Source organism: Streptomyces sp. NPDC107528, from assembly GCF_055639295.1.
The window spans coordinates 226,135-248,563 of record NZ_JBVKAV010000009.1; the positions used below are offsets into that span (position 1 = coordinate 226,135).

Annotated in this window: 17 protein-coding genes and 1 pseudogene; 5 read left to right on the forward strand and 13 right to left on the reverse strand. The window is 71.6% G+C overall.

Annotation, left to right across the window (positions count from 1 at the left end):
• Window positions 1-3: 3 nt before the first annotated feature.
• The 7 genes from hypF to ACZ7L5_RS28225 form a co-directional block, all read right to left on the reverse strand.
• Window positions 4-2,337, reverse strand: coding sequence for a carbamoyltransferase HypF (hypF, locus tag ACZ7L5_RS28195; protein ID WP_471519831.1), 2,334 nt, complete (start codon window positions 2,335-2,337; stop codon window positions 4-6).
• Window positions 2,334-3,119: a hydrogenase nickel incorporation protein HypB gene (hypB, locus tag ACZ7L5_RS28200; protein ID WP_471519833.1), complete on the reverse strand. Its 786-nt coding sequence runs from the start codon at window positions 3,117-3,119 to the stop codon at window positions 2,334-2,336. Before hypB ends, hypF begins: the two co-directional genes overlap by 4 nt.
• A 39-nt stretch (window positions 3,120-3,158) precedes the next feature.
• Window positions 3,159-3,746, reverse strand: coding sequence for a hydrogenase maturation protease (locus ACZ7L5_RS28205; protein ID WP_471519835.1), 588 nt, complete (start codon window positions 3,744-3,746; stop codon window positions 3,159-3,161).
• Window positions 3,743-5,488: a hydrogenase maturation protein gene (locus ACZ7L5_RS28210; protein WP_471519837.1), complete on the reverse strand. Its 1,746-nt coding sequence runs from the start codon at window positions 5,486-5,488 to the stop codon at window positions 3,743-3,745. The genes ACZ7L5_RS28205 and ACZ7L5_RS28210 overlap by 4 nt, the downstream gene beginning before the upstream one ends.
• Window positions 5,489-5,618: 130 nt before the next feature.
• A complete protein-coding gene (locus ACZ7L5_RS28215; RefSeq protein ID WP_471520198.1) occupies window positions 5,619-6,470 on the reverse strand; it encodes a PaaX family transcriptional regulator in 852 nt (283 codons plus the stop codon).
• 52 nt (window positions 6,471-6,522) lie between these two features.
• Window positions 6,523-7,944, reverse strand: a complete 1,422-nt coding sequence (locus tag ACZ7L5_RS28220) for an alpha/beta hydrolase family protein (RefSeq protein WP_471519839.1) — start codon at window positions 7,942-7,944, stop codon at window positions 6,523-6,525.
• Window positions 7,941-9,308, reverse strand: a complete 1,368-nt coding sequence (locus tag ACZ7L5_RS28225; protein ID WP_471519841.1) for an MFS transporter — start codon at window positions 9,306-9,308, stop codon at window positions 7,941-7,943. Before ACZ7L5_RS28225 ends, ACZ7L5_RS28220 begins: the two co-directional genes overlap by 4 nt.
• 135 nt (window positions 9,309-9,443) lie before the next feature.
• On the opposite strand from ACZ7L5_RS28225, the gene ACZ7L5_RS28230 reads away from it, so the two are divergent.
• A complete protein-coding gene (locus ACZ7L5_RS28230) occupies window positions 9,444-9,650 on the forward strand; it encodes a hypothetical protein (protein ID WP_471519843.1) in 207 nt (68 codons plus the stop codon).
• 34 nt (window positions 9,651-9,684) lie between these two features.
• On the opposite strand, the gene ACZ7L5_RS28235 is transcribed toward ACZ7L5_RS28230, so the two are convergent.
• The 5 genes and pseudogenes from ACZ7L5_RS28235 to ACZ7L5_RS28255 form a co-directional block, all read right to left on the reverse strand.
• The gene (locus ACZ7L5_RS28235) at window positions 9,685-9,939 is read right to left on the reverse strand and encodes an EF-hand domain-containing protein (protein WP_471520200.1); all 255 of its coding nucleotides are present in this window, start codon (window positions 9,937-9,939) and stop codon (window positions 9,685-9,687) included.
• 88 nt (window positions 9,940-10,027) lie between these two features.
• On the reverse strand, window positions 10,028-11,029 hold the full coding sequence (locus ACZ7L5_RS28240) for a FecCD family ABC transporter permease (protein WP_471520202.1): 1,002 nt from the start codon (window positions 11,027-11,029) through the stop codon (window positions 10,028-10,030).
• A gap of 68 nt (window positions 11,030-11,097) precedes the next feature.
• Window positions 11,098-12,102, reverse strand: coding sequence for a FecCD family ABC transporter permease (locus ACZ7L5_RS28245; protein WP_384194263.1), 1,005 nt, complete (start codon window positions 12,100-12,102; stop codon window positions 11,098-11,100).
• A gap of 86 nt (window positions 12,103-12,188) precedes the next feature.
• On the reverse strand, window positions 12,189-13,232 hold the full coding sequence (locus ACZ7L5_RS28250; RefSeq protein ID WP_471519845.1) for an ABC transporter substrate-binding protein: 1,044 nt from the start codon (window positions 13,230-13,232) through the stop codon (window positions 12,189-12,191).
• Between the two features lie 186 nt (window positions 13,233-13,418).
• Window positions 13,419-15,117 (reverse strand): annotated as a pseudogene (locus tag ACZ7L5_RS28255) (cellulase family glycosylhydrolase).
• Window positions 15,118-15,246: 129 nt separating this feature from the next.
• On the opposite strand from ACZ7L5_RS28255, the gene ACZ7L5_RS28260 reads away from it, so the two are divergent.
• Both ACZ7L5_RS28260 and ACZ7L5_RS28265 read left to right on the forward strand, forming a co-directional pair.
• Entirely contained in the window at window positions 15,247-16,032 is a 786-nt protein-coding gene (locus ACZ7L5_RS28260; protein ID WP_471519847.1) for a cyclase family protein, read from the forward strand.
• Complete coding sequence (locus ACZ7L5_RS28265; protein ID WP_471519849.1) at window positions 16,029-17,672, forward strand: thiamine pyrophosphate-binding protein; 1,644 nt, start codon at window positions 16,029-16,031, stop codon at window positions 17,670-17,672. Before ACZ7L5_RS28260 ends, ACZ7L5_RS28265 begins: the two co-directional genes overlap by 4 nt.
• A gap of 79 nt (window positions 17,673-17,751) precedes the next feature.
• Here the strand turns inward: ACZ7L5_RS28265 and ACZ7L5_RS28270 are convergent, their stop codons facing one another.
• Window positions 17,752-19,197: a glyceraldehyde-3-phosphate dehydrogenase gene (locus ACZ7L5_RS28270; RefSeq protein WP_328883649.1), complete on the reverse strand. Its 1,446-nt coding sequence runs from the start codon at window positions 19,195-19,197 to the stop codon at window positions 17,752-17,754.
• A gap of 134 nt (window positions 19,198-19,331) precedes the next feature.
• On the opposite strand from ACZ7L5_RS28270, the gene ACZ7L5_RS28275 reads away from it, so the two are divergent.
• Both ACZ7L5_RS28275 and ACZ7L5_RS28280 read left to right on the forward strand, forming a co-directional pair.
• Complete coding sequence (locus ACZ7L5_RS28275; protein WP_471519851.1) at window positions 19,332-20,291, forward strand: LysR family transcriptional regulator; 960 nt, start codon at window positions 19,332-19,334, stop codon at window positions 20,289-20,291.
• A 161-nt stretch (window positions 20,292-20,452) separates the two neighbouring features.
• The gene (locus ACZ7L5_RS28280; protein WP_471519853.1) at window positions 20,453-22,423 is read left to right on the forward strand and encodes a collagenase; all 1,971 of its coding nucleotides are present in this window, start codon (window positions 20,453-20,455) and stop codon (window positions 22,421-22,423) included.
• Window positions 22,424-22,429: the final 6 nt, after the last annotated feature.

Here is a 22,429-nt window from a genome sequence, read left to right on the forward strand (position 1 = left end):
GGGTCACTCCTTCTGTCGTTCGTGCGCCGCGACCACCAGCTGGCCGAGGGCCAACCCGCCGTCGTTCGGCGGGACTTCGCCGTGCCGGAGCACCGTGACGCCGTCCCCGGTCAGCAGTCGCGTGCACTCCTCCTCCAGCAGCGCGTTGGCGAACACCCCGCCGCTCAGGGCGACGGTGGTCAGTCCGGTGTCCCGGCGCGCCCGCCGGCACACCGCCGCGACGGCCCGTGCCACGCCGCGGTGGAAGCGCGCGGCGAGCACGGGAGCCGGGGTGCCGCGGCGCAGATCGGCGACCAGCGCGCCGAGCACGGGCGCCGGGTCGTAGGCGCCGCCGGCGAGTCCGAAAGCGTATGCCGAGGTATCGGCGTCCCAGGCCGCCCCGGCGGCGGACTCCAGCTCCATGGCCGCCTGCGCCTCGTACTCAGCGCGATGACAGACGCCGACCAGTGACGACACCGCGTCGAAGAGCCGCCCCATGCTGGAGGTCGCCACACAGGCCAGACCGCTTGTCAACTGGCGTTCCAGCAAGGCAAGTTCGTCGGTGGCGCAGGCACCCACACTGGGCAGGTCCGTGTCCCATCGCAGACCTGCCGCCCACAGCCGGGCCAGGGCCAGGCGGCACGGGTTGGCCACGCCCGCGTCGCCGCCGGGGAGCGGGGCCGGGGTGAGCCGGCCGTAGCGCCGGAAGCCGTTGTAGTCGGCGAGCAGGATCTCGCCGCCCCAGACGGTGCCGTCGTCGCCGTAGCCCGTGCCGTCGAAGGCGACCCCGATCACGGGTGTGGTGCCGTCGAGGCCGTGCTCGGCCATCGCCGAGGCGATGTGGGCGTGGTGATGCTGGACGAACACGGGTGAGCGCGCGGGCAGTTGGGAGGCTCTCTGCCGGGCCCAGCGCGACGAGTGGTATCCCGGGTGCCGGTCGGCGGCGACGAGTTCGGGGCCGACGCCGGTCAGTGCCCGCATCTGGGACTCCGCCCGCCGGGCCGCCTCCAGGGTGGCCAGCTCACCCATGTCGCCGATGTGCGGCCCGAACCAGGCGTGGTCGCCCTCGCCGAGGCACAGGGCGTTCTTCAGGTCGCCGCCCACGGCCAGCGCGGGCCGCACCGCGACCGGCAGACGCAGCGGGCGGGGTGCATAACCCCGGGACCGGCGCAGCACCTGCTCCGTACCGTCGGGGCGTACCCGCAGCAGGGAGTCGTCGCACGGCGACGCGATGGGCCGGTCGTGGGCCAGCCAGGCGTCGGCGAGACCGGCCAGCCGGGTCAGGGCCTCGGCGTCGTCCGTGACGATCGGTTCCCCCGAGCGGTTGCCGCTGGTCATGACGAGCACCCGCGGGCCCGGCGGATCACCGGGCAGGCCGAACAGCAGGGTGTGTACGGGGGTGTAGGGCAGCATGACGCCGACGTGCGGGCTGCCGGGGCAGACGCCGGGCGCGAGGGTGTCGTGCTCCGTACTTCGACGCAGCAGGACGATGGGGCGCCGGGAGCCGGTGAGGGCGGCCGTCTCGGGCGTGGACGGTACGGCGATCCGCCGCACGACATCGAGGTCCGCGCACATCACCGCGAACGGCTTGCCGCCGCGCGCCTTGCGGGCGCGCAGCGTGTCGACGGCCCGCGCGTCGGTGGCGTCGCACGCCAGGTGGTAGCCGCCGAGGCCCTTGACGGCGACGATCCCTCCGGCGGCGAGCAGTGCCCGTGCCGCTGCCAGGGCATCGGCGTCGCGCGCGGGCCGGACGGCGCTCCCGGCAGCGGGCACCAGGCGCAGCCGAGGGCCGCAGTCGGGGCAGGCCACGGGCTGGGCGTGAAAGCGGCGGTCGCTCGGATCGCCGTACTCCCGGGCGCAGTCGGGACACATCGGGAAGCCGGCCATGGTCGTGACCGCCCGGTCGTACGGCATGCCCGTGGCGATCGTGAAGCGCGGCCCGCAGTGCGTGCAGGTGACGAACGGGTGCCGGTGGCGGCGGTCGGCCGGATCGGCCAGCTCCCGCAGGCAGTCGGCGCAGGTCGCCGTGTCGGGCGGCAGGAGCGTGCGGCCGGGGGAGCGGTCCGTGGAGCGGATGGTGAAGGCGTCGTCGGCACCCGTGACGGGCAGGTCCTCGAATCCGACGTTGGTGACGCAGGCCAGCGGCGGGGGCTGGGCGGCCAGCCGTTCGCAGAAGTCGACGACACCGTCCGGCGGGCCCTCCACCTCGATGAGGACACCGCTCGCCGTGTTGCTCACGAACCCCGCCAGGGCGAGGTCGGAGGCCAGGCGGTGCACGTACGGGCGGAAACCCACGCCCTGCACCGTGCCGCGCACGGTGACGCGGCGGCGCAACGCCTCAGTGGTGGGCGCCGTCACGAGACGCGGCCGGCCGCGAGGCCGGAAGCGGCGTCCTCATGCGTGTGGGTGTGGATGTGAGTGTCGCTCTGGGTGTGAGCGTGGCTGTGGGGGCGGGGCGCCAGCGGAGGGCGGTGGACCGCGGCCCCGTCCCGCACCGCGAGCACCCGGTCCAGCAGGGTGTCGACCCCGTCGCCGGTCCGGGCACAGGAGAACATCAGCTCCACCCCGGGGTTGACCCGCTGGATGTTGGCGGCGAAGGCGGCCTGGTCGAAACCGGCGGGCCCGGCCAGGTCGGTCTTGGTGAGCACCACCAGATGGGCGGAGCCGAACGCCGTGGGGTACTTCAGTGGCTTGTCCTCGCCCTCCGTCACCGCCATCAGCACGATCCGCAGGCTCTCGCCGAGGTCGTAGGAGGCCGGGCAGACGAGGTTGCCGACGTTCTCCACGAACAGCAGCGAGGTGCCCTCCGGCAGCCAGCTCTCCACATGGCCGCGCAGCTGCCGGGCCTCCAGATGGCACAGCCCGTCGGTCAGCAGCTGCTTCACCGGCGCCCCCGAACGGGCGAGCCGGTGGGCGTCGTTGTCGGTCGCCAGGTCGGCGGTGAGCGCGGCCACCGGGATGGCCCGCTCCACCGCCCTGGCCAGCACACGCCCGAGCAGTTCCGTCTTTCCGCTGCCCGGGCTGGACAGCAGGTTGACCACGCTCACACCACGCCGGGCCAGTTCCTCGCGCAGGCTCGCGGCCAGATCGTCGTTCTTCGCCAGGACGGCCTGAGTGACCTCGTCCAAGGAATCGCACATGAGCGCTGCTCCCAGCGGGGGATCGGGGGCTTCGGACCGCTATCGATCCTCCGCGCCCTCGGCCACCAGGCGCGGGAGACCGGCCGCGCACGGGTCCGTGGATTCCTCCGGGCGGCTCAACGAGGGCGTGGCCGCCGGGTCGGCGAGCAGCACCGGGACCATCGTGTGCAGGGCCGCGACCGCCCGCCCGATGGCGTCACGCACGGTCGCGCTGATGCCCGGCGCGATGTCCTCGTCGCCGCGCGCCCGCAGCTCGGGCTCGCAGGCGAGGACGAGGACGCGTGGGAGCGGCTCGTCGCCCAGGTGGCCGGCCAGCGCCAGGACCTTCGCCGGGTCCATGCCGTGCGCCTCGGGAACGGGCCCGCCCGCGGTGCCGTCGGGCAGCTCCGGCTCGATCAGCGACAGGGTGCCCGGCTCGTGTCCCCGTACGGACGCGTCGACAAGAACGGCCGTGTCGTAGCCGTCGAGCAGCTCGTACGCGAGGTCCATGCCGCGGATGCCGAAGTCCCGCACCCGCACCTCGGGCGGCAGCGGACGCAGGTCCAGGGCGCGGATCACCTCGGGGCCGAAGGCGTCGTCCGCGAGGAAGATGTTGCCGACGCCGGCCACCAGCAGGCGGGTGCTCATCGCGCACCCCCGGTGGCCAGCGGGTTGGCGGAGCCGCTCGGCTGCTTGCGGACAAAGGCCGAGCGCAGGGAGTGGTACGGGGCCCGCGGGTCGAAGAAGATGGCACGCATGCGGGCGAGTTCGTCCCGCCGGTACTCGCCGAGCGGCCGCCGCGCCTCGTCCGCCCGCCGCGCCGCGGCCTTCGCGGCGATCCGTGCCGTGAGGTCCGTGTCCTCGGCGAGGGCGGCAGCCATGTGCTCGACCTCCCCGGTGAACTCCCGCGCCGGGGCCGGCACCAGACGGTCCACCAGGCCGATCCGTGCGGCCGTCGCCGCGCTCACGGGCAGCGCCTCGGTCGTCAGCCGCGCGGCCGTCTCGGCTCCGACGCGGCGTGGCAGCGTGTACGTCCAGTACTCCGACCCGTACAGGCCCATGCGTCGGTAGTGCGGGTTGAGGACGCTGCCCGTGCGGCACCACACCTGGTCGGCGGCCAGGGCGAGCATCACACCGCCGGCGGCCGCGTTGCCGCCGAGGGCGGCGACCACCAGGCGGTCGGTCGTCCGCAGCACCGCCTCGACCAGGTCGTTCATGGCGTTGAGGTTGGCCCACGACTCGCCCGCCGGGTCGGCCGACGCCTCGATGACGTTCAGATGGATGCCGTTGGAGAAGAAGTCGCGGGTGCCGCCGAGCACCAGCACCGAGGTGGGGCGGGTGAGCGCCCGCCGGTACGCGGCGAGCAGCCTGCGGCACTGATCCGTGCTCATCGCGCCGCCGGGGAAGGAGAAGGACAGGAAGCCGACCTCGCCGTGCTGCCGGTAGCGGATGTCGGTCCAGGTGGCGCGGTCCGGGGTCAGTTCGAGCGGGACCGTGTCCTCCGGCAGCCAGTGCGGGCCGCCGTCATGGCGTGGCGTCCCCTGGCCGGTGCCGGACGGAGCCGGGAAGCCGGCGACCACCGAGGCCGCGGGGCGGCGGAACGGCGCCGGGTCGCCGGAGCTCTTGCGGGGGCGCAGCTCCGGGATCCACACCGCGCCGTCCCGGGTGGCCCGGCAGACCGCGCCGGACCGGGTCGCGAGCAGCTCGCCGGGGCGCCCGCGCAGGTGGTCCTCGCCGTGCCCGCCGTGCAGGAACACCTCCCGGCCGCACAGTTCGTCCAGGACACCCGGCTGCGAGTCGGCCCCACGGAGCTTGCGCAGCACCGTCGCCGTGCTGTCGTTCTCCCAGTCGATCCGTCGCCGCTCCTGGCGGAGGAAGTCGCGCCACACCACGGCAATCGTGGGATCGCTCTGTTCCTTCGGCTTGAACGATCCGTCGGCGAATCGTTCCACCGCCAGCAGGACGGCGGCCGAGGCGGCGTCGGAGACCTCGTTGCGGTACAGGTCGCTCTTGCCGGCCGCCGGCACCGGGAAGGCCCCGTCCGCCCAGATGGCGCCCGCGTCCATCGCCGCCTCGGCCTGAAGCACCGTCACACCCCAGTGGGACGCCTCCTCGGCGATCGCCCAGTCGAGGGAGGACGGGCCGCGGTCGCCGGGTGGGCCCGGATGCACGATCAGACAGGTGTGCTCCTGCCACACGTCCTCCGGCAGCGCCGTCTTCAGCATCGGAGCGACGACCAGCTCCGGACGCGTCGCGCGTACGGCGGCCCGGACCGCTTCGGGTCCGTGCGAGGCGAGTACGACCTCCACCCGGTGCCCCTGGTCGGACAGTTCGGCGTACACACGCTGGGACAGGCTGTTGAACGCGCTGGCGACGAGCAAGATGTCCATGACAGGCATGTTCGCCGGTCAGGGGAGGGCCGCGAAGGACCACGGCGGCGTTTCGCGGCTCGCCGCCGTTTCCCGTCCGCCATCCGGATCGCATTCCCGGCCGGTCGCGCGGCTGCCCGGCGCCGTCCGGCTACCCGAACGGGGTGGTCTCCAGCAGTTCGCCGGCCATCCGCCGCGCGGGCAGCTCGGTGTGCTCGGCGACGCGCCGGAAGGTCTCCTGGGCGGCGCGGGCCGGCCACTCGGGGGGAAGGTGCCTGGCGGGCAGCCTCGGGTCGGTGCGGATGGTCCACAGCCATTCGCTGACCAGCCGCAGCCGGGTTCCGATCGGGTCGTCCCCGGCCCCCGCGTCGAGGTGCGCCGTCCACCGCTTGTCGAACGTGACATAGCGAGCGGCGATGCTCTCCAGGTCCCAGGTGCCGTGGATCATCTGCGCGATGTCGGTGCTGTCGTCCGCCAGGGCGTGGAAGATCTTGACGTGGTCGGCGAGATCGAGCTCCGCGACCACCGCGGCGACGTCGACCTTCCCGGGGGCGATCCACAGCCCGCTGTACAGCGCGCCGAATCCGGACCAGGCCAGCCGGGAGCGCAGGTCGTGGCGCCGGCGATGCCAGGAGTCGGGGAGGGAGAAACCGAGCAGCGTCCAGGACCCGTCCCAGTCGTCGTTGACCGCGCCCTGCTTCCAGATGCGGGTACGGCCGTCCTCCAGGACCCGCGTCGCCTGCGGAGTCAGGCCGAAGAACATCTTGCGGCCCTCGCGCCGGCGCCGCAGCAGACCGCGGTTGACCATGCGGGTGAGCGTGGAGCGTACGGCCTGTTCACCCACCCCGACGCGGCCGAGTACCTCGATGATGCTGCCCGAGTAGACGCACAGGTCGCCTTCCTCCAGGACGTGATTGCCGAAGAAGGTGAGCATGAGCGACTGGGGCCGCGGCTGCGGGCCCTCCGCGGTGACCGGGGTGTCCAGGATGTCGTCGTCCTCCACGGTGCACAGCGTACGACCGCCCACCGTCGGCGTGGCGGGCGGTCGTACGGCATCACCGGCCGTCGGCTGGGTGGGCAAGGTCGTAGGGACGCGGGTAGGGGGCCGGACGGTACGGCACATAGCGCGTTGGTGAGGTCGGATCGGCCGCCGTGGCACGGGAGTTGAGGGACACCGGGTCGGTGCCGACCCACCTGCCGGCCGTGATGCGGTCCTCCAGGGTGTGCAGGGCGGCGAGCTGCTCGGCGGGGCTGAAGGTGCAGTGGCCGGCGTTGTCGGTGTACGCCTGCCGCAGCCGGGACGCCGACCCGGCCGCGGTGACGGCCCGCTGCAGGGCGCTCTCCGTCTGGACGGGGACGAGGGCGTCGCCGATGGTGTGGACGGACAGCTGCGGCTTGGTCAGCTTGCCGGTGAAGGAGCTGGTGCCGCCCATCCACGCCACGGCGTTCGGGGCGGCGCCGATGCGCGGGGCGCGCTTCAGGGTGGCGAGGTCGGCGCGCAGGGAAAGCCCGGCCTTCCGGTACAGCTCGGTGACCTCCTTGCGGACGGAGGACCGGCCGAGCAGCTTTGCGTATTCGACGCCGGTGTTCCAGGACATGTTGCCGCCCGCCCGCGCCTCCGCCTCCTGACGCCGGTTGAAGGCGGCGATCTTCAGCAGGCCCTTGACGGCCTCGTACTGGTTGGCCTGCTGGGCGTCCCAGTCGGTCGCGGCCGGCCGGGGCTGCGTGGGCTGGTTCCAGACGGGGATGTTGTGCAGGGCGGCGGCGAGGGCGATCCTGGCCCGCCCCGCGGCCGTCGCCTGCGCCGAGTCGACCACGGTGGTCAGGGCGTCGGCGGCGGCGTCGGCGGCCGACTGGTCGGCGATGTTCACCAGCGGGACGTCGGTGCCGGGCGCGAGGAGCGTCTTGATGGCGAAGACGGGGTCGAGGGTGTTGTTCCAGTTGGCCACCCCGCCGTGGACCAGGCCGCACAGGGAGATCGAACCGTCGATCCGGTCCGGGTTCCGCTCGGCGAGGGCGGTGGTGACGAGTCCGCCGTACGACCGCCCCCAGGCGACGGTGCGCGACGCCGTCCCGAAGCGTTCGGTGAAGGCGGTGAGGGTGGCGAGCTGATCGGGGACCGCGTCCGTCACCGCCCAGCCGGTGGTGGCGTAGGAGGAACCGGCGAGGGCGTAGCCGTTCTTCAGGAGCAGCGCCTTCGTGGCCTCGTCCGGGGCGTCCTGGGCGGGGTTGGCCGGGCCGGTCGCGTAGCCGTGGCTGAACAGCAGGACGGTGCCGTTCCAGCGGGCGGGGACGTCCATCATGTAGGTGGCGCCCGAGGGGAGTCGGCCGTCGACGTGGGTCGTGTCGGAGGCGGCGGCAGCGGTCGTGGTGGGCAGCGCGCCGGCGGCGAGCAGGAGGGCGGCCGCACCGGCGATACGGGTATGGCGGCGGACCCGGCGTACGTGCGTCCGTGAGGCCACGGTCTCGGTGGTCACGCGGAGATCCCCTCCGTCCGGCGGGAGTCGGGGCGTTCGGACGTCGGGCCGGACAGGGACGTACGGCTGGTCTCGCGCACGAACCAGACGGTCAGCGCCGTGATGAGCGAGCCCCCGCAGATCAGCAGGGCGACGGGGGTGCCGTTGCCGCTGCCGGCCACCAGGGTTCCGGCGAGCATCGGGGAGAAGCCGGCGCCGATCAGGGTGGCGCCCTGGTAGCCGAGTGAGGCTCCGGTGTAGCGGACCCGGGTGCCGAACATCTCGGTGAGCAGGGCGCCCAGCGGGCCGTACATCACGGACTGGGCGATGCCGTGGCCGAGGATGACGGCGAGGACGAGCAGACCGGGCGACTTCGAGTCGACCAGGGCGAGGACGGGGAAGGCGAGCGCGGCCGAGGTGAGGGCTCCGGCGAGGACGACCGGGCGGCGGCCGACGCGATCGGACAGCGCGGAGGCGCAGGGCAGGACGACCAGGGCGACGCAGGCGGAGACGGTGAGCGCGGTGAGCACCTGCGGGCGGGCGTATCCGATGCCGGTGGCGTACGCGATCAGGTAACTGGTCAGCAGGGACTGGGCGGTGAAGGCGCCGATGCCGACACAGCAGGCCAGCAGCAGCGGCCGGGGACGCCGCAGGACGTCGACGATCGGCAGCCGCGCCTCGGTGCGCTCCTTCTTCACCTCGGCGAAGAGCGGGCTCTCGACCACCTTCAGCCGGACGAAGAGGCCGACACCGAGCAGCACCACGCTCAGCAGGAACGGCACGCGCCAGCCCCAGGCCGTGAACTGGTCCCTGGGCATGGCGACCACGAAGGTGACGACGAGCGAGGAGAGCAGGGAGCCGAGCGGGGCTCCCATCTGCGTGAAGCTCGACCACAGCCCGCGGCGCTTCTCCCCGGCGTGCTCGACGACCATGAGCGTGGCGCCGCCCCATTCACCGCCGATGGCGATGCCCTGGACCACACGCAGGGTGATCAGCAGGACCGGCGCCCAGACGCCGATCGTGCCGTACGTGGGCAGCAGGCCGATGAGGAAGCTGGCGCCGCCCATCAGGCCCATCGTGAGCAGCAGCATGGACTTGCGGCCGAGCCGGTCACCGAAGTGCCCGAAGACGATGCCGCCGAGCGGGCGGGCGACATAGCCGGCGGCGAACGTGCCGAACGCGGCGATCGTGCCGACGGCCGGGTCGGCGCCCGGGAAGAACAGCTCGCCGAAGACCAGGGCGGCGACCGTGCCGTAGACGAGGAAGTCGTAGAACTCCACGGCGGTACCGAGCAGCCCTGAGAGGGCGACCCGGCGCAGCTGCCGGGCGCGTTCGGGGTTCGGGGACGGGGGTGGTGACGGTGATGCGACGGGGGACGGGGGCATCGCGGTCTCCCTTGACGGGGGGAAGGACAACGCGAAGGTAGGCTCTTTGGTTACTGCCGTCAATAAAGTGCACAACATTGACTTGTGGGTGTGCAGGCTCCGGCGCTGCAGGGACGCGCGCGTCAGGCGCAGGTGTTGAGCAGGACGATGTACACGGCCGTGCCGGCACCCACGCTGAGGACGGTGCGGCGGCCGAAGGCCAGATGGGCGCCGATGGTGACGGCGACGGACCGCCATTTCCACGAGCAGCAGTGCCAGGGAGCCGGCGAAAGCCGCGAGGAAGTGCTGGAGCTGCGCGGGCTCTTCGGGAGCCCCGACTATGTCGTCAAGCCGGGCCCGTAGCGGAGCCGGCCGGCGCGGCGGGGCGCATCCGGTGTCACCTCCAGCCGAAGCGGCGGTCCACCACCGCCGCGAACTCCTCCAGGGTCAGCACCGCGTCGCCGTTCTGGTCGGCTGCGTCGAACAGTGCCGACGAGGCGTACTCGTCTCCCACGGCCCAGATCGGCAGATCTCCCGAAGCGGCCAGCGACGGGCCCTTGCTGCGCAGAGCGATGATCACTTCTTCGCGGGTCAGGGTCCCGTTCTCGTCGAGGTCGAGTGCCTCGAACAGCTTCCGGGCCTTATCGCTCATCCTGTCACCCTCGTTCTTGTCGTCGGCCATCGGGCCGACCCACCCCGTTACCAGATGAGAACGCCTTTTCCCCCGCTCGGGTTCCCTTTCAGCGACGAAGGCGCGTGCGGGCGATGAGCCACATCAGATACGGCGCTCCGACGGCCGCCGTGAGGACACCCACCGGCAGCTCGACAGGGGAGAACATCCGTCGGGCCAGCAGGTCCGCGACCAGCACGATCGTGGCGCCGGTCAGGGCGGAGGACAGCAGCGGGATCTGGGCGGTGCGGGTCAGCCGGTGGGCGATCTGGGGGGCCAGCAGGGCCACGAAGTCGACCGGGCCGGCGGCGCCGGTAGCCACGGAGGCCAGCACGACGCCGAGCGCGGTCAGACCCAGCCGGACCGGACCCAGCCGCACGCCCAGCGCGGTCGCCGTGCTGTCGTCCAGGGACACCATGCGCTGCGCGTGCGCCGCCCACAGCAGGGCAGGGGCCAGGGCCAGCAGGATCCAGGCGAGCGGCGCGGCCTGGTCGTAGCCCCGGCCGTTGAGCGAGCCGGTCAGCCACACCTTGGCCTGCTGGGCGACCAGATAGTCGCCCTTGGTGAGGAACAGCCTGGTCAGCGAGCCGAGCGCGATGGACACGCCGATCCCGACGAGCACGAAGCGCGTCGCGTGCAGGCCGCCCCGCCAGGCGAAGGCGTAGACGAGCGCGGCGGCCGAGAGCCCGCCCAGGACCGAGACGTACGGCAGGACGGTGTACGACGTGAGCCCGAAGGTCATCGCGGTCACCGTCGCCGCACCCGCGCCGTGCGTGACGCCGATGACGTCCGGGCTGGCGAGCGAGTTGCGGGCGACGGTCTGGATCAGCGCGCCGGAAACGCCGAACGCGGCGCCGACCAGCAGGCCCGTCACCAGCCGGGGCAGCCGGAGCGTGCCGACGACGAGCTCGTCGGGGCTCGGCTGCCCGAGCAGCACCCGCACGACCTCCGTGGGGGAGACGTACGACTCGCCGACGCACAGGGACACGACGACCGTCACCGCGAGTACGGCTGCCAGCAGCACGGCGACGGCACACGCCCGGCGGTGCAGCAGAACGCTGCCGTCCCGCATGCGGACGACGGAGTAGCCGGAGGGCCGGAGGCCACGAGGTGCTGGGGCGGTTCGATCGAGGGGCTGGGTCACGCCGGCACCGTCGCCTTCCTGCGTACCAGCGCGACCAGGAACGGCACGCCGAGCAACGCGGTCATCACGGCCACCGGCACCTCCGAGGGCGCGAAGAGGACACGGCCGAGCACGTCCGACACGAGAATCACCGAGGGACCCAGCAGCGCGGACAGGGCCAGCACCCACCGGTGGTCGGCGCCCACCAGGGCCCGCGCGATGTGCGGGACGGCGAGCCCGACGAACGCGATCGGACCGGCGACCGCGACGGCGACCCCGGTCAGCACGGTCGCGGCGAGCGCGCCGACGGCCCGCAGCAGCGCGACCCGGTGACCGAGCCCCCTGGCCACGTCGTCCCCGAGCGCCAGGGCGTCAAGCCCTCGCGCCACGACGGCGACCAGCAGCAGCCCCACGAGGACGAACGGCCAGGTCTGCGCGACCACGTCACCGTCCCGGCCGCCGATCGAGCCGACGTCCCAGAACCGGAACTCGTCGAGGGCGCGGGCGTCGGTCGTGACGATCGCGGAGACGATGGAGGCGATGAACGCGTTCATCGCGGCCCCGGCGAGCGCCAGTTTGACCGGCGACGCGCCGTCGCGACCGCTGCCCGCCACCGCGTAGGCGGCCACCGCGGCCAGCCCCGCTCCGGCGAACGCGAACCAGACATAGCCGGCCGGCGAGTGCACCCCGAGGAACGCGATCGCGCAGACGACGCCCAGCGAGGCGCCCTGGCTGACCCCGAGGACACCGGGCTCGGCGATCGGGTTGCGGGTGATGCCCTGCATGACGACCCCGGCGACCGCGAGGGCGAGCCCGACCATTACACCGATGACCGTGCGGGGAACCCGTAGCGCCCGCACGACCTGCGCGTTGTCGCCGGTGCCGCCGTGCAGCAGGGCGTCGAACACCTGGGCCGGCGGGATCTGCCGGCTGCCGAGCGCGAGGCTCAGCAGGACGGCGACCAGCAGCAGGAGCATGCCCGCGACCGTCCAGGCGACACGACGCCGGGTGGCACGGGACATGCGGTTCCTCTTGCTGGTGCTCATGCCGTGTGGCAGCCGAATTCCCCTGTTCGTACAAGGGCCTTACTTGGTTCTGTGCAAGGGCCTTACTTGGTGAGGTACTTCTCCAGGTCCGCGAGGACCTCGTCGGCCGCGGTGACGCCCAGACCCAGGTACCAGGTCTCGTCCGGGACGTCGTACGCGTGCCCGGCCTTGACCGCCTTCAGGTTCTTCCACAGCGGGTTGCCCTGCGCGCGGGACTTGTCGGTGGCCTTCGCGTCGCCGTACACACCGGTGAAGATGTAGTCCGCGTCGGCCTGGTCGATGTTCTCGGCGCTGACCTCGGCGGCCAGGTCCTCGATGTCCTGGTTCTCGGGGCGCGGGATGCCGGCGTCCTTGAGGATGGTGCCGATGAACGAGGCGTTGGCGTACAGCCGGATCACACCGTCGGGCAGGTAACGCACCATCGACACGGTCGGCTTGTCGGCGCCCAGCTCGGCGTCGAGCGCGTCGACCTTCTTGTCGTAGGCGGCGAGCTTCGCCCTGGCGTCGGCGGTCTTGTCCAGGGCCGCGGCGTTCAGGAGGTAGTTCTCCTTCCACGTGAAGCCGGGCCGGATGGAGAAGACGGTGGGCGCGATCTTCGACAGCTCGTCGTACTTGTCCGCGGCGCGCAGCTGGCTGCCGAGGATCAAGTCCGGCTTGAGGCCGGCGATCGCCTCCAGGTTGAGGTTGTTGATCGTGCCGACGTTCTTGGGACTGCCGGCGTCCTTCTTCAGGTAGGAAGGCAGCTCGGGGGAGCCCTCGGTGGGGGCGAGGCCGACCGGCTCGATGCCGAGCGAGACGACGTTGTCGAGTTCGCCGACGTCCAGGACCACCACACGCTTGGGCCGGGAGTCGATGACCGTCTCGCCCATGGCGTGCTCGACGGTGCGCGGCCACTGGCCCGGCTTGGCGTCGGTGCCCATCGCGGCGGTCTTCTCGGCGGCGGACGCGAAGTCCTTGCCGCCCTTGGCCACGTCCTTCTTGTTTTCGGACCCGGCCGCGGAACCCGCGTCGTCCGAACCGTCGTTGGAGCTGCCACAGGCCGCGAGGGACAGTGCCGCGGCGACGGCAAGAGCGACGGCGGCTGTGCCGCGGCGCCGGTGAAGCATGACAGGGCTCCCTATGGTGCACATGTGACCTTCTATTAGGCCAGCCTCACCTTATCCGCACGGTCTCCGTGTGCCGTACACGGGGACTGTGTGGTTCCTGTCACGGTCCTGTGCCGTGGACGTGGGGCCTCCTTGGCGCCCTGACCTGCCAGGACGCCAGGCAGCGCGAGCGCGAGCGCGTGCGGGTCAGGGCAGGGAGCAGGCGGAGTCGTTCAGCGTGAAGGCGGCCGGGCTCGGATTGGCGCTGCCCTGCGCTGCCGTGAAGCCCAGGGTGACCGAACCTGCCGGGGCGATCGACGCCGTGTACGACGCGGAGGTGACGCTCGCGTCGGCGCCGCTCTGGGTCGCGGTGCCGCCCCACAGGTTGCTGACGCGCCGGCTGTCGGGGAAGGTCCAGCGCAACGTCCAGCCGTTGATCGCCGAGGTGCCGGTGTTGCGGATGACGATCTCGCCCTGGAAGCCGCCGGGCCACTCGCTCACCACCCGGTACGCGACACCGCAGGTCGCCGACGAGCCCGCGGACGACGTCGTGACCGCCACGGTGCCCGAGCGCTGCGAGCGGTTGCCCGCCGCGTCGCGCGCGTAGACGGCGAAGGTGTACGAGGTCGCCGGGGTGAGACCGGTGACCGCTGCGGAGGTGCCCGTCGTCGAGGTGGCGGCGGTCTCGGTCGTGCCGGCGATGCGGACGACGTCGTATAGCCCGTCACCCCGTTCGCGTCCGTGGACGCGCTCCAGTTCAGGGTGGCGGACGAGGACGTCACGGCGGAGGCGGTCGGCGTCCCGGGCGTGGTGGGGGAGTGGTGTCGCCGCCGGAGGAGGAGTAGACGGTGGCCTCCTCGGACGTGGCGGCGATGCCGTCCACGCCGTTGAAGATCCGCTGCCCCCACGACGTCAACTGGTTCGGGTCGAAGTTCGTGACCATGTCCAGGTACTCGACCCCGCCGCCGTTGCCGCTCCAGGACCAGCCGAGATATCCGAGACCGAGCTGCCGGGTCACCGCGAGGATGGTGTCCTCGTCGGGGTCGCCGTCCGAGTGGTCGTGGCCGAACTCGCCCACGACGATCGGGAGTTGGGCCGACACGAAGCGGTTGAGATAGTCGCTGATCTCGGCTGCCGTGTCGAAGACGCCGTACATGTGGATGGAGAAGACCGTGTTGGCGTCCGGGTCCGCCGCGAACACCGAGGCGGCGTTGTCGCGCATCGTGAACGCCCAGTCCTGACCCCAGTTGGGTGCGTCGACCATGATGGTGTGCCGAAAACCGGCGGTGCGCAGCTCCTGGACGGCAGCCTTGGTGTCGCCCGTCCACGCCGCGTAATTCGTGTTGCCGTACGGCTCGTTGCCGATGTTGACGATGACGTAGTCCTCTTGACCGAGCAACGCGTTCTGCACGCCGATCCAGTAGTCGGCGGCCCGGGAGAGGGTGACGGCGCCGCTCTGTTCGCCGTAGCCCGTGGTGTCGTGGACCTCCAGGACACAGATGAGCCGGTTCTGTTTGCACTGGGCGACGACGTTGGCCACGTCGCCGGTGTCGTTGCGGGTCCAGCGGTCCCCGCTGGAGAGGACCACCCGCACCGTGTTGGCGCCCTTGGCCTCGATGTGGGCGAGGGAGCTGACGCGGTCCGGATACCAGGTGTGGGCGTGGTTGACGCCCCGCATGACGAAGTCGTTCCCGTTCGCCTCCAGCAGCCGCCCGTTCGCGACACGGAAGCCCGGCGGCGTGGCATGGGCGGGCGTGACGGGGGCCGGCAGCGGGAGGAGAAGCCCCAGGAGTACCGCGGCTACGGTGACCGGCCGTGGGACGGCCGAGGTGCGTGATCTACTTGCGTCGGCCAACCGCCCTGAGCGTGGCAGGAGTTGTAAGCCTGATCGGCGAGTATCGCGCATGGTGTTCCCTTTCCCGAATGACAGTGGGAGCGCTCCCATGTCTCATCTAGCCCTGTTGTCAGTGACGCGTCAAGGGGTGGGAAATGCGGCTGCGATGCTGAAATGGAGAGACCGACCGAGGAGGCGTCCATGCCCGAGCCGTCCGTCCTTGCCGCGCTGGTGTCCGGGTTGCGGGGTGGATCGATCGAAGTCGTCGACCTCACCTCGCCCCTGTCGTCGTCCACACCGGTGATCCAGCTGCCGCCCCAGTTCGGGCAGACCGCCGTCTTCGAGCTGGAGGAGATCAGCCGGTACGACGACCATGGCCCCGCCTGGTACTGGAACAACTTCCGCAGCGGCGAGCACACCGGCACCCACTTCGACGCCCCCAACCACTGGGTCACCGGCAAGGACCTCGCCGACGTGGCCTCGGTGCCGGCCGGCAAGCTGATCGCACCCGCGGTCGTCCTGGACTTCACCGCCGAGGTGGCCAAGAACCCCGACTTCCTGGTCGAGGTCGACCACGTGAAGGCCTGGGAAGCCGAGCACGGCCCCTTGCCCGAGGGCGGCTGGCTGCTGCTGCGGACCGGATGGGACGCGCGCTCGCACTCCCAGGAGGCGTTCCTCAACGCCGACGAGAACGGCCCGCACACCCCCGGTCTGTCCGTGGAGTGCGCCCGTTGGGTCGCCGAGGAGTCGCCGGTGACCGGCCTCGGCGTCGAGACGGTGGGCACGGATGCCGGGGGCGCGCACTCGTTCGAACCCGCTTTCCCGTGCCACTCCTACTTCATGGGCAGCGGCAAGTACGGTCTGACGCAGTTGCAGAACCTCGCCGCGCTGCCGCCCACCGGCGCCGTCGTCATCGCCGGACCGCTGCCCATCGTCACCGGCTCCGGGGCTCCGGCGCGGGTGCTTGCCCTGGTGGAGCGCTCATGAACGTCGCGGAAGCGGTGGGCCGGGCGCTGTGCGCGGCCGGGGTCGGCCAGGTCTTCGGGGTGGTCGGATCGGGCAACTTCCACGTGACGAACGCGATGGTCGCGGCGGGCGCGCGGTTCGTCGCCGCACGCCATGAGGGCGGAGCGGCGACGATGGCCGACGCCTACGCCCGGACCAGCGGCACGGTCGCCGCCGTGAGCGTGCATCAGGGGCCCGGCCTGACCAACGCGATGACCGGAATCACGGAGGCGGCGAAGAGCCGTACGCCGCTCGTCGTCCTGGCCGCCGAGGTGACCGAGCCCCGGTCCAACTTCTATGTCGACCTGGAGGCGTTGGCCCGCGCGGTGGGCGCGGTCATGGTCCGGGTCACGTCGGCGGAGGAAGCGGTCGAGCAGGCCTGTGCGGCCGTACGGCTCGCGGTGGGGGAGCGGTGTACCGTTCTGCTCAGCCTTCCGCTGCCGGTGCAGGCGCTGGAGGTGCCCGATGGTGCCCTGGCGCAGGCGGCGCCCCCGCCGCAGCGGGCCGCGGTCGAGCCGGACGCCGACGAGGTGGCGGCCTTGTCCCGGCTGCTCGGGCAGGCACGACGGCCCGTCTTCGTGGCCGGCCGGGGAGCACGCGGGCCGGGCTGTCGCGAGGCTCTGGAGTCGCTCGCCGAGCGGCACGGCGCGCTGCTGGCGACCTCCGCCGTCACCCACGGGCTCTTCCACGGCAACCCCTGGTCACTGGGCATCTCCGGCGGCTTCGCCTCGCCCCTGGCCGCCGAGCTGCTCCAGGGCGCCGACCTGATCGTCGGCTGGGGCTGCGCCCTCAACCAGTGGACCATGCGGCACGGCAACCTCATCGCCGCCGACACCACCGTCGTACAGGTCGACGACGAGCCCTCCGCGCTCGGCGCGCACCGGCCGGTCCACCTCGGCGTCACCGGAGACGTCGGGCTCACCGCACGCCGGCTGCTCGCGGCGGGGGACGGACAGCAGCAGCAGGGGTATCGGATCGCGGAGGTCCGTGCGGCCATCGCCGCTCGGGTGCGGCTGCGTGACGTGCCGTTCGAGGACCGGAGCACGCGGGAGCGGATCGATCCGAGGACGTTGAGCATCGCGCTCGACGACATCCTGCCCGCGGAGCGGGTGGTCGGCGTGGACTCCGGCAACTTCATGGGCTACCCGAGCGCGTACTGGTCGGTGCCCGACGAGAAGGGCTTCTGCTTCACGCAGGCCTTCCAGTCGATCGGGCTCGGGCTGGCGACCGCGATCGGGGCGGCGCTGGCACAGCCGGACCGGCTGCCCGTGGCGGCGCTCGGGGACGGGGGTGCGCTGATGAGCGCCGTCGACCTGGACACCGTGCGCCGGCTCGGGCTGCCGATGGTGGTCGTCGTGTACGACGACGAGGCCTACGGTGCCGAGGTGCACCACTTCGGTCCGCATGGGCACCCACTGGACACGGTGCGCTTCCCGCCGACGGACATCGCCGCCGTGGGGCGGGGCTACGGCTTCGAGGCGGTGACCGTGCGGACGCGGGCCGACCTGAAGGCGGTGGTGGACTGGGTCGCCGGGCCGCGGACCGCGCCGTTGCTCGTCGACGCCAAGGTCGTCGCCGATCGAGGGTCGTGGTGGCTGGAGGAGGCGTTCCGCGGCCACTGAGGGCTCGGGCTCCGCGAACGTCGACCCGCCCGCCGCAGGTCAGCGCAGGGCGGGGGCAGGCGGGTCGACGTGGGCGGGATCAGACCGCCGGGGCCGGGTAGGTCGGGTACTCCACCCCGGAGACGTGCTGGACGACGCGGATGACCTGGCAGGAGTAGCCGAACTCGTTGTCGTACCAGAGGTAGAGGATCGCGTTGTCGCCCTCCACCTTCAGCGCGCCGGCGTCGATGATCGAGGCGTGGCGCGAGCCGATGAAGTCGCTGGAGACCGCGTCGGGGGCCGTGATGAAGTCGATCTGGCGGCGCAGCGGCGAGGTCAGCGACACGTCACGCAGGTGGTCGAGGACCTCCTCGCGCGTCGTCTCCCGCTTGAGCTGGAGGTTAAGGATCGCGATCGACACGTCCGGCACCGGGACCCGGATCGAGCTGCCGGTGATCCGCGCCTTGAGGTCGGGCAGCGCCTTGGCCACGGCGGAGGCGGCGCCGGTCTCGGTGATGACCATGTTCAGCGGCGCGGAGCGGCCGCGGCGCTCGGACTTGTGGTAGTTGTCCAGCAGGTTCTGGTCGTTGGTGAACGAGTGGACGGTCTCCACGTGACCGCGCAGCACGCCGTACTCGTCCTCCATCGCCTTCAGCGGCGGGACTATGGCGTTGGTGGTGCAGGAGGCGCAGGACAGGATCTGCTCGTCCGGCTTGAGGGTGTCGTGGTTGACGCCGTGCACGATGTTCGGGACATCGCCCTTGCCCGGCGCGGTCAGGACGACCTTGTCGATGCCGGGGCGCAGGTGCTCGGACAGGCCCTCGCGGTCGCGCCACTTGCCGGTGTTGTCGATGAGGATGGCGTTCTTGATGCCGTACGCCGTGTAGTCGACCTCGGAGGGGTCGTTCGCGTAGATCACCTTGATCGCGTTGCCGTTGGCGAAGATCGTGCTGTTCGCCTCGTCCACGGTGATCGTGCCCTGGAACTGACCGTGGATGGAGTCGCGGCGCAGCAGCGAGGCACGCTTGACGATGTCCTGCTCGCCGCCGCCGCGCACGACGATGGCACGCAGCCGCAGGCCGTTGCCCGAGCCGGACTTCTCGATCAGCAGACGGGCGACGAGGCGGCCGATGCGGCCGAAGCCGTACAGGACGACGTCGCGGCCCTCGCGGCGCTCGATCTTGTTGGCTCCGGTGGCACCGGCGACGGCCTCGGCGGTGAACGCCTCGACGGTCAGACCGCGGTCGTCGGCCTTGTACGTCGCGGCCAGCATGCCGATGTCGATCTGCGACGGGCCAAGGTCGAGCGCGGTGAGGGCCTGCACGAACGGCAGGGTCTCGGTGACCGAGAGCTCCTCACCGGCGATCTGCCGGGCGAACCGGTGCGTCTTCAGGATGCTGACCACCGACTTGTTCACCAAGGAGCGGCTGTGGAGGAGGACGGTGACGTCCCGCTCCCTGTGCAGCTTCCCGATGAGCGGGATCATCGACTCCGCGATCTCCTCGCGGGTCTTCCAGTTGGTGAACGAGTCGTCGTTGACAGTCACGGGGCCTATCTTTCGAGCTAGGTGGCGCTCATATGCTAACCGCAGGGTGCGACGATCGTTCAAAGGGGGGTCGGCGAGATGGGAAACTGTCCAAGTTTGCGGGCTTTTTCCCTGTGTATGGAGAAGGAGTGAGGGTGGAGCTGGAGCTACGGCATCTGCGCGTGCTGTGTGCCATCGCGGACGCGGGGAGCGTGGGCCGGGCCGCGGCCGAGCTGGGCTACTCGCAGCCCGCGATGAGCACCCAACTCCGGCGCATCGAGCGGTATTTCGGTGACGCGGTGTTCGAACGCGGGTCGGCCGGGGTGCGGTTGACCGCGTACGGCTTCGAGGTGGTCGCCCAGGCCCGCGACGTCCTCGCCCGTGCCGACGCGATCGGACGCCGGCCGGCCTCCGGCGCCGCGCCCTCGCGGCGGACCCTGCGGGTGGCGGCGACCAACTCTCCGATGCTCGCGGGCATGCTGTCGGGCGTCCGTGCCCGGCTGCCGGACGTCTCGCTCGCGGTGAACAGCGTGTACGCCTCCTCCCGGATCGTCGAACTGCTGGAGGAGGGCGGGGTGGACGTCGCCATCGCCGCGGACTACCCCGGCCGGGAACTGGAGCACTCCGACGCCGTGGCCCATCGCGGGATCGTCACCGAGCCGAACTTCGTCGCCCTGCCGTCCCGCCACCCGCTCGCACAGCGCGCTCAGGTCGCCCTCGCGGATCTGGCCGAGGAGGCCTGGTTCCTGACGCCTGACGACGGCGCCGGATGGCCGGGCGTCTTCCACGCGGCCTGCGCGGCGGCCGGGTTCAGCCCGTCGGCGGTGCACGAATTCCTGGGCGACCGGCTGGAGTTGCAGGGAATGATCGCCGACGGGCACGGCGTCGCCGTCGTGCAGGCGACGACGCGCCCCATCTCGGAGGTCGTCGTCAAGCCGCTGATCGGTACGCCGTTGTGGTGCCGTTACGTGCTGGCGTGGCGGCGTGACGTGGTCACCGAGGCGACCGCCGACGCCCTGCTGCAGTCCGCCACTGCCGCGTACCGTGAACTCGTCGGCCGCTCCCCGCACTTGAGGACGTGGGCAGCCCGCATGTGGAACGTGAGCGAGGCGTAGCTCCCGACTCCCCATCGGTCACGGCAACGACATGGCGCGTTATGGCCGAACAGTGCAATGTGCTATGTCACACGCCATTGTTGGGCCGGGCGGGCGTTGAGACAGTGCCACACACGCCTCAGCACCCGTAACGAGGCGCATCCATCCGTGGAGGAATCCAGATGCGCTACCGCTTCGTGCTGCCCAGACACCTGGCCGCCGCGCTCGTCGCATGCGTCACCCTGGCCGGCCTGCTGTCGACGCCCGCACTCGCGACACCCGCGGCCGAGACCACCCCGCTCCCCACCCGGTCGGGCAAGTCGACGCCACCCCCGCCCCCGACCGGATCGACCGCCGACGCCACCACCCACCCCGACGTACGCGACCGGCAGCGCACCCCCGCCCACCTGCCGCCCCTGGCACCGAAGCCCGAGCCCGACCACTCCGGCGCGCAGGTCGCCCCGAAGGCGGCCCCGTGTAGTCCCGCCGACTTCGGGAGCAGAACGGGATCCGCGCTGGTGGCCTTCGTCAAGGCCTCGACCACGGACTGCGTCAACAGCCTCTTCGCGGTCACCGGCACCGACGCGCGCGCGGTCTTCCGTGAGGCCCAGATGGTCACCGTCGCCGAGGCGTTCACGCGCACGGCACAGAGCTATCGCGGCGACAACTCCGCCCGCATCTGGCAGCTCGTGCTCTTCCTGCGCGCCGGCTACTACGTGCAGTTCAACAACCCCACCGACGTCGGCCCCTACGGCACACGCCTGGCCCGGAACACCGTCCGCGGCCTGGACACGTTCTTCGCCCGCACATCATCGAGGGACGTCACGGCGGCCAACGGCGACGTGCTGAGCGAGGTCCTCATCCTCACCGACAGCGCCGACCAGCAGGCCCGATATCTGAACGTCTACCGGCGGGTGCTGAACGGATACGGCCGCCCCCACGACGCCATCCCCAGCATGCTCGCGGCCGTCAACGCGGTCTACACCCCGCTGTGGCGCGGCAATTGGAACGCGGAGTACGTCAACGCCGTGGCCGCCGACCCGGCCATCGTCCGGACCCTCCACAGGTTCGCGCTCGACCATCTGGACCTGCTGCCCACCGACCGGGCGTATCTGGCGTCCAACGCCGGGATGAACCTGGCCCGTTACGTCGAACACCCGGCGCTGCGGGCCACGGTGCGACCGCTGACCAGGCAGCTGCTGAGCGCGTCACGGATCACCGGTCCGACGGCCGGGCTGTGGGTCGCGGTGGCGACGCAGGCCGAGTACTACGACACAGCCAACTGCTCCTACTACGCCGTCTGCGACCTCGCCGGCCAACTGACCAGGGCCGCCCTGCCGATCACCCACCCCTGCGACGCGACCCACACCATCCGGGCCCAGGCACTCACCGCGGCCGACCTCGACGCGGCATGCGACAGCGTGCTCGGCCAGGACGCGTACGTGCACGAACTCGTCAAGGACGACGGCCCCATACCCGGCCAGTACCTGTCGACCATCGACCTCGTCGTCTTCGCCGGCCCCGCCGACTACCGCACCTACGCCGGGGCGATCTTCGGGATCAGCACGGACAACGGCGGCATGACCCTGATCGGAGACCCGGCGGACCCCGCCAACCGGCCGTTCGCGGTCATGTACCAGAAGGAGCAGGACAACGGTCACGCCGCCCGCATCTGGAACCTCAACCACGAGTACACGCACTACCTCGACGCCCGCCACAACATGAAGGGCGACTTCGCCCAGCAGATCTCGGTTCCGGACGTCTGGTGGATCGAGGGAGTGGCCGAGTACGTCTCCTACGGCTACCGCGGCATCACCTACGACCAGGCGATCACGGAGGCGGGCAAGCACACGTACCGGCTGAGCACGCTGTTCCAGAACACGTACACCAACAGCGACGTGACCCGCACCTACCCGTGGGGCTACCTCGCCGTCCGCTACATGTTCGAGCGCCACCCGGCGGACGTCCACCGCATGCTCGCCCGCTTCCGCGTCGGTGACTACGCGGGCGGATACGCCGTCTACGCCTCCGACATCGGCACCCGCTACGACGCCGACTTCGACCAGTGGCTGACGGAGTGCGCGGCCGGGGCCTGTACGGCCGGTGCGGCCGTCGGCCGAGGCGGGTCCGAGGTATCCGCACGCGGCTTCTGAGCCCCG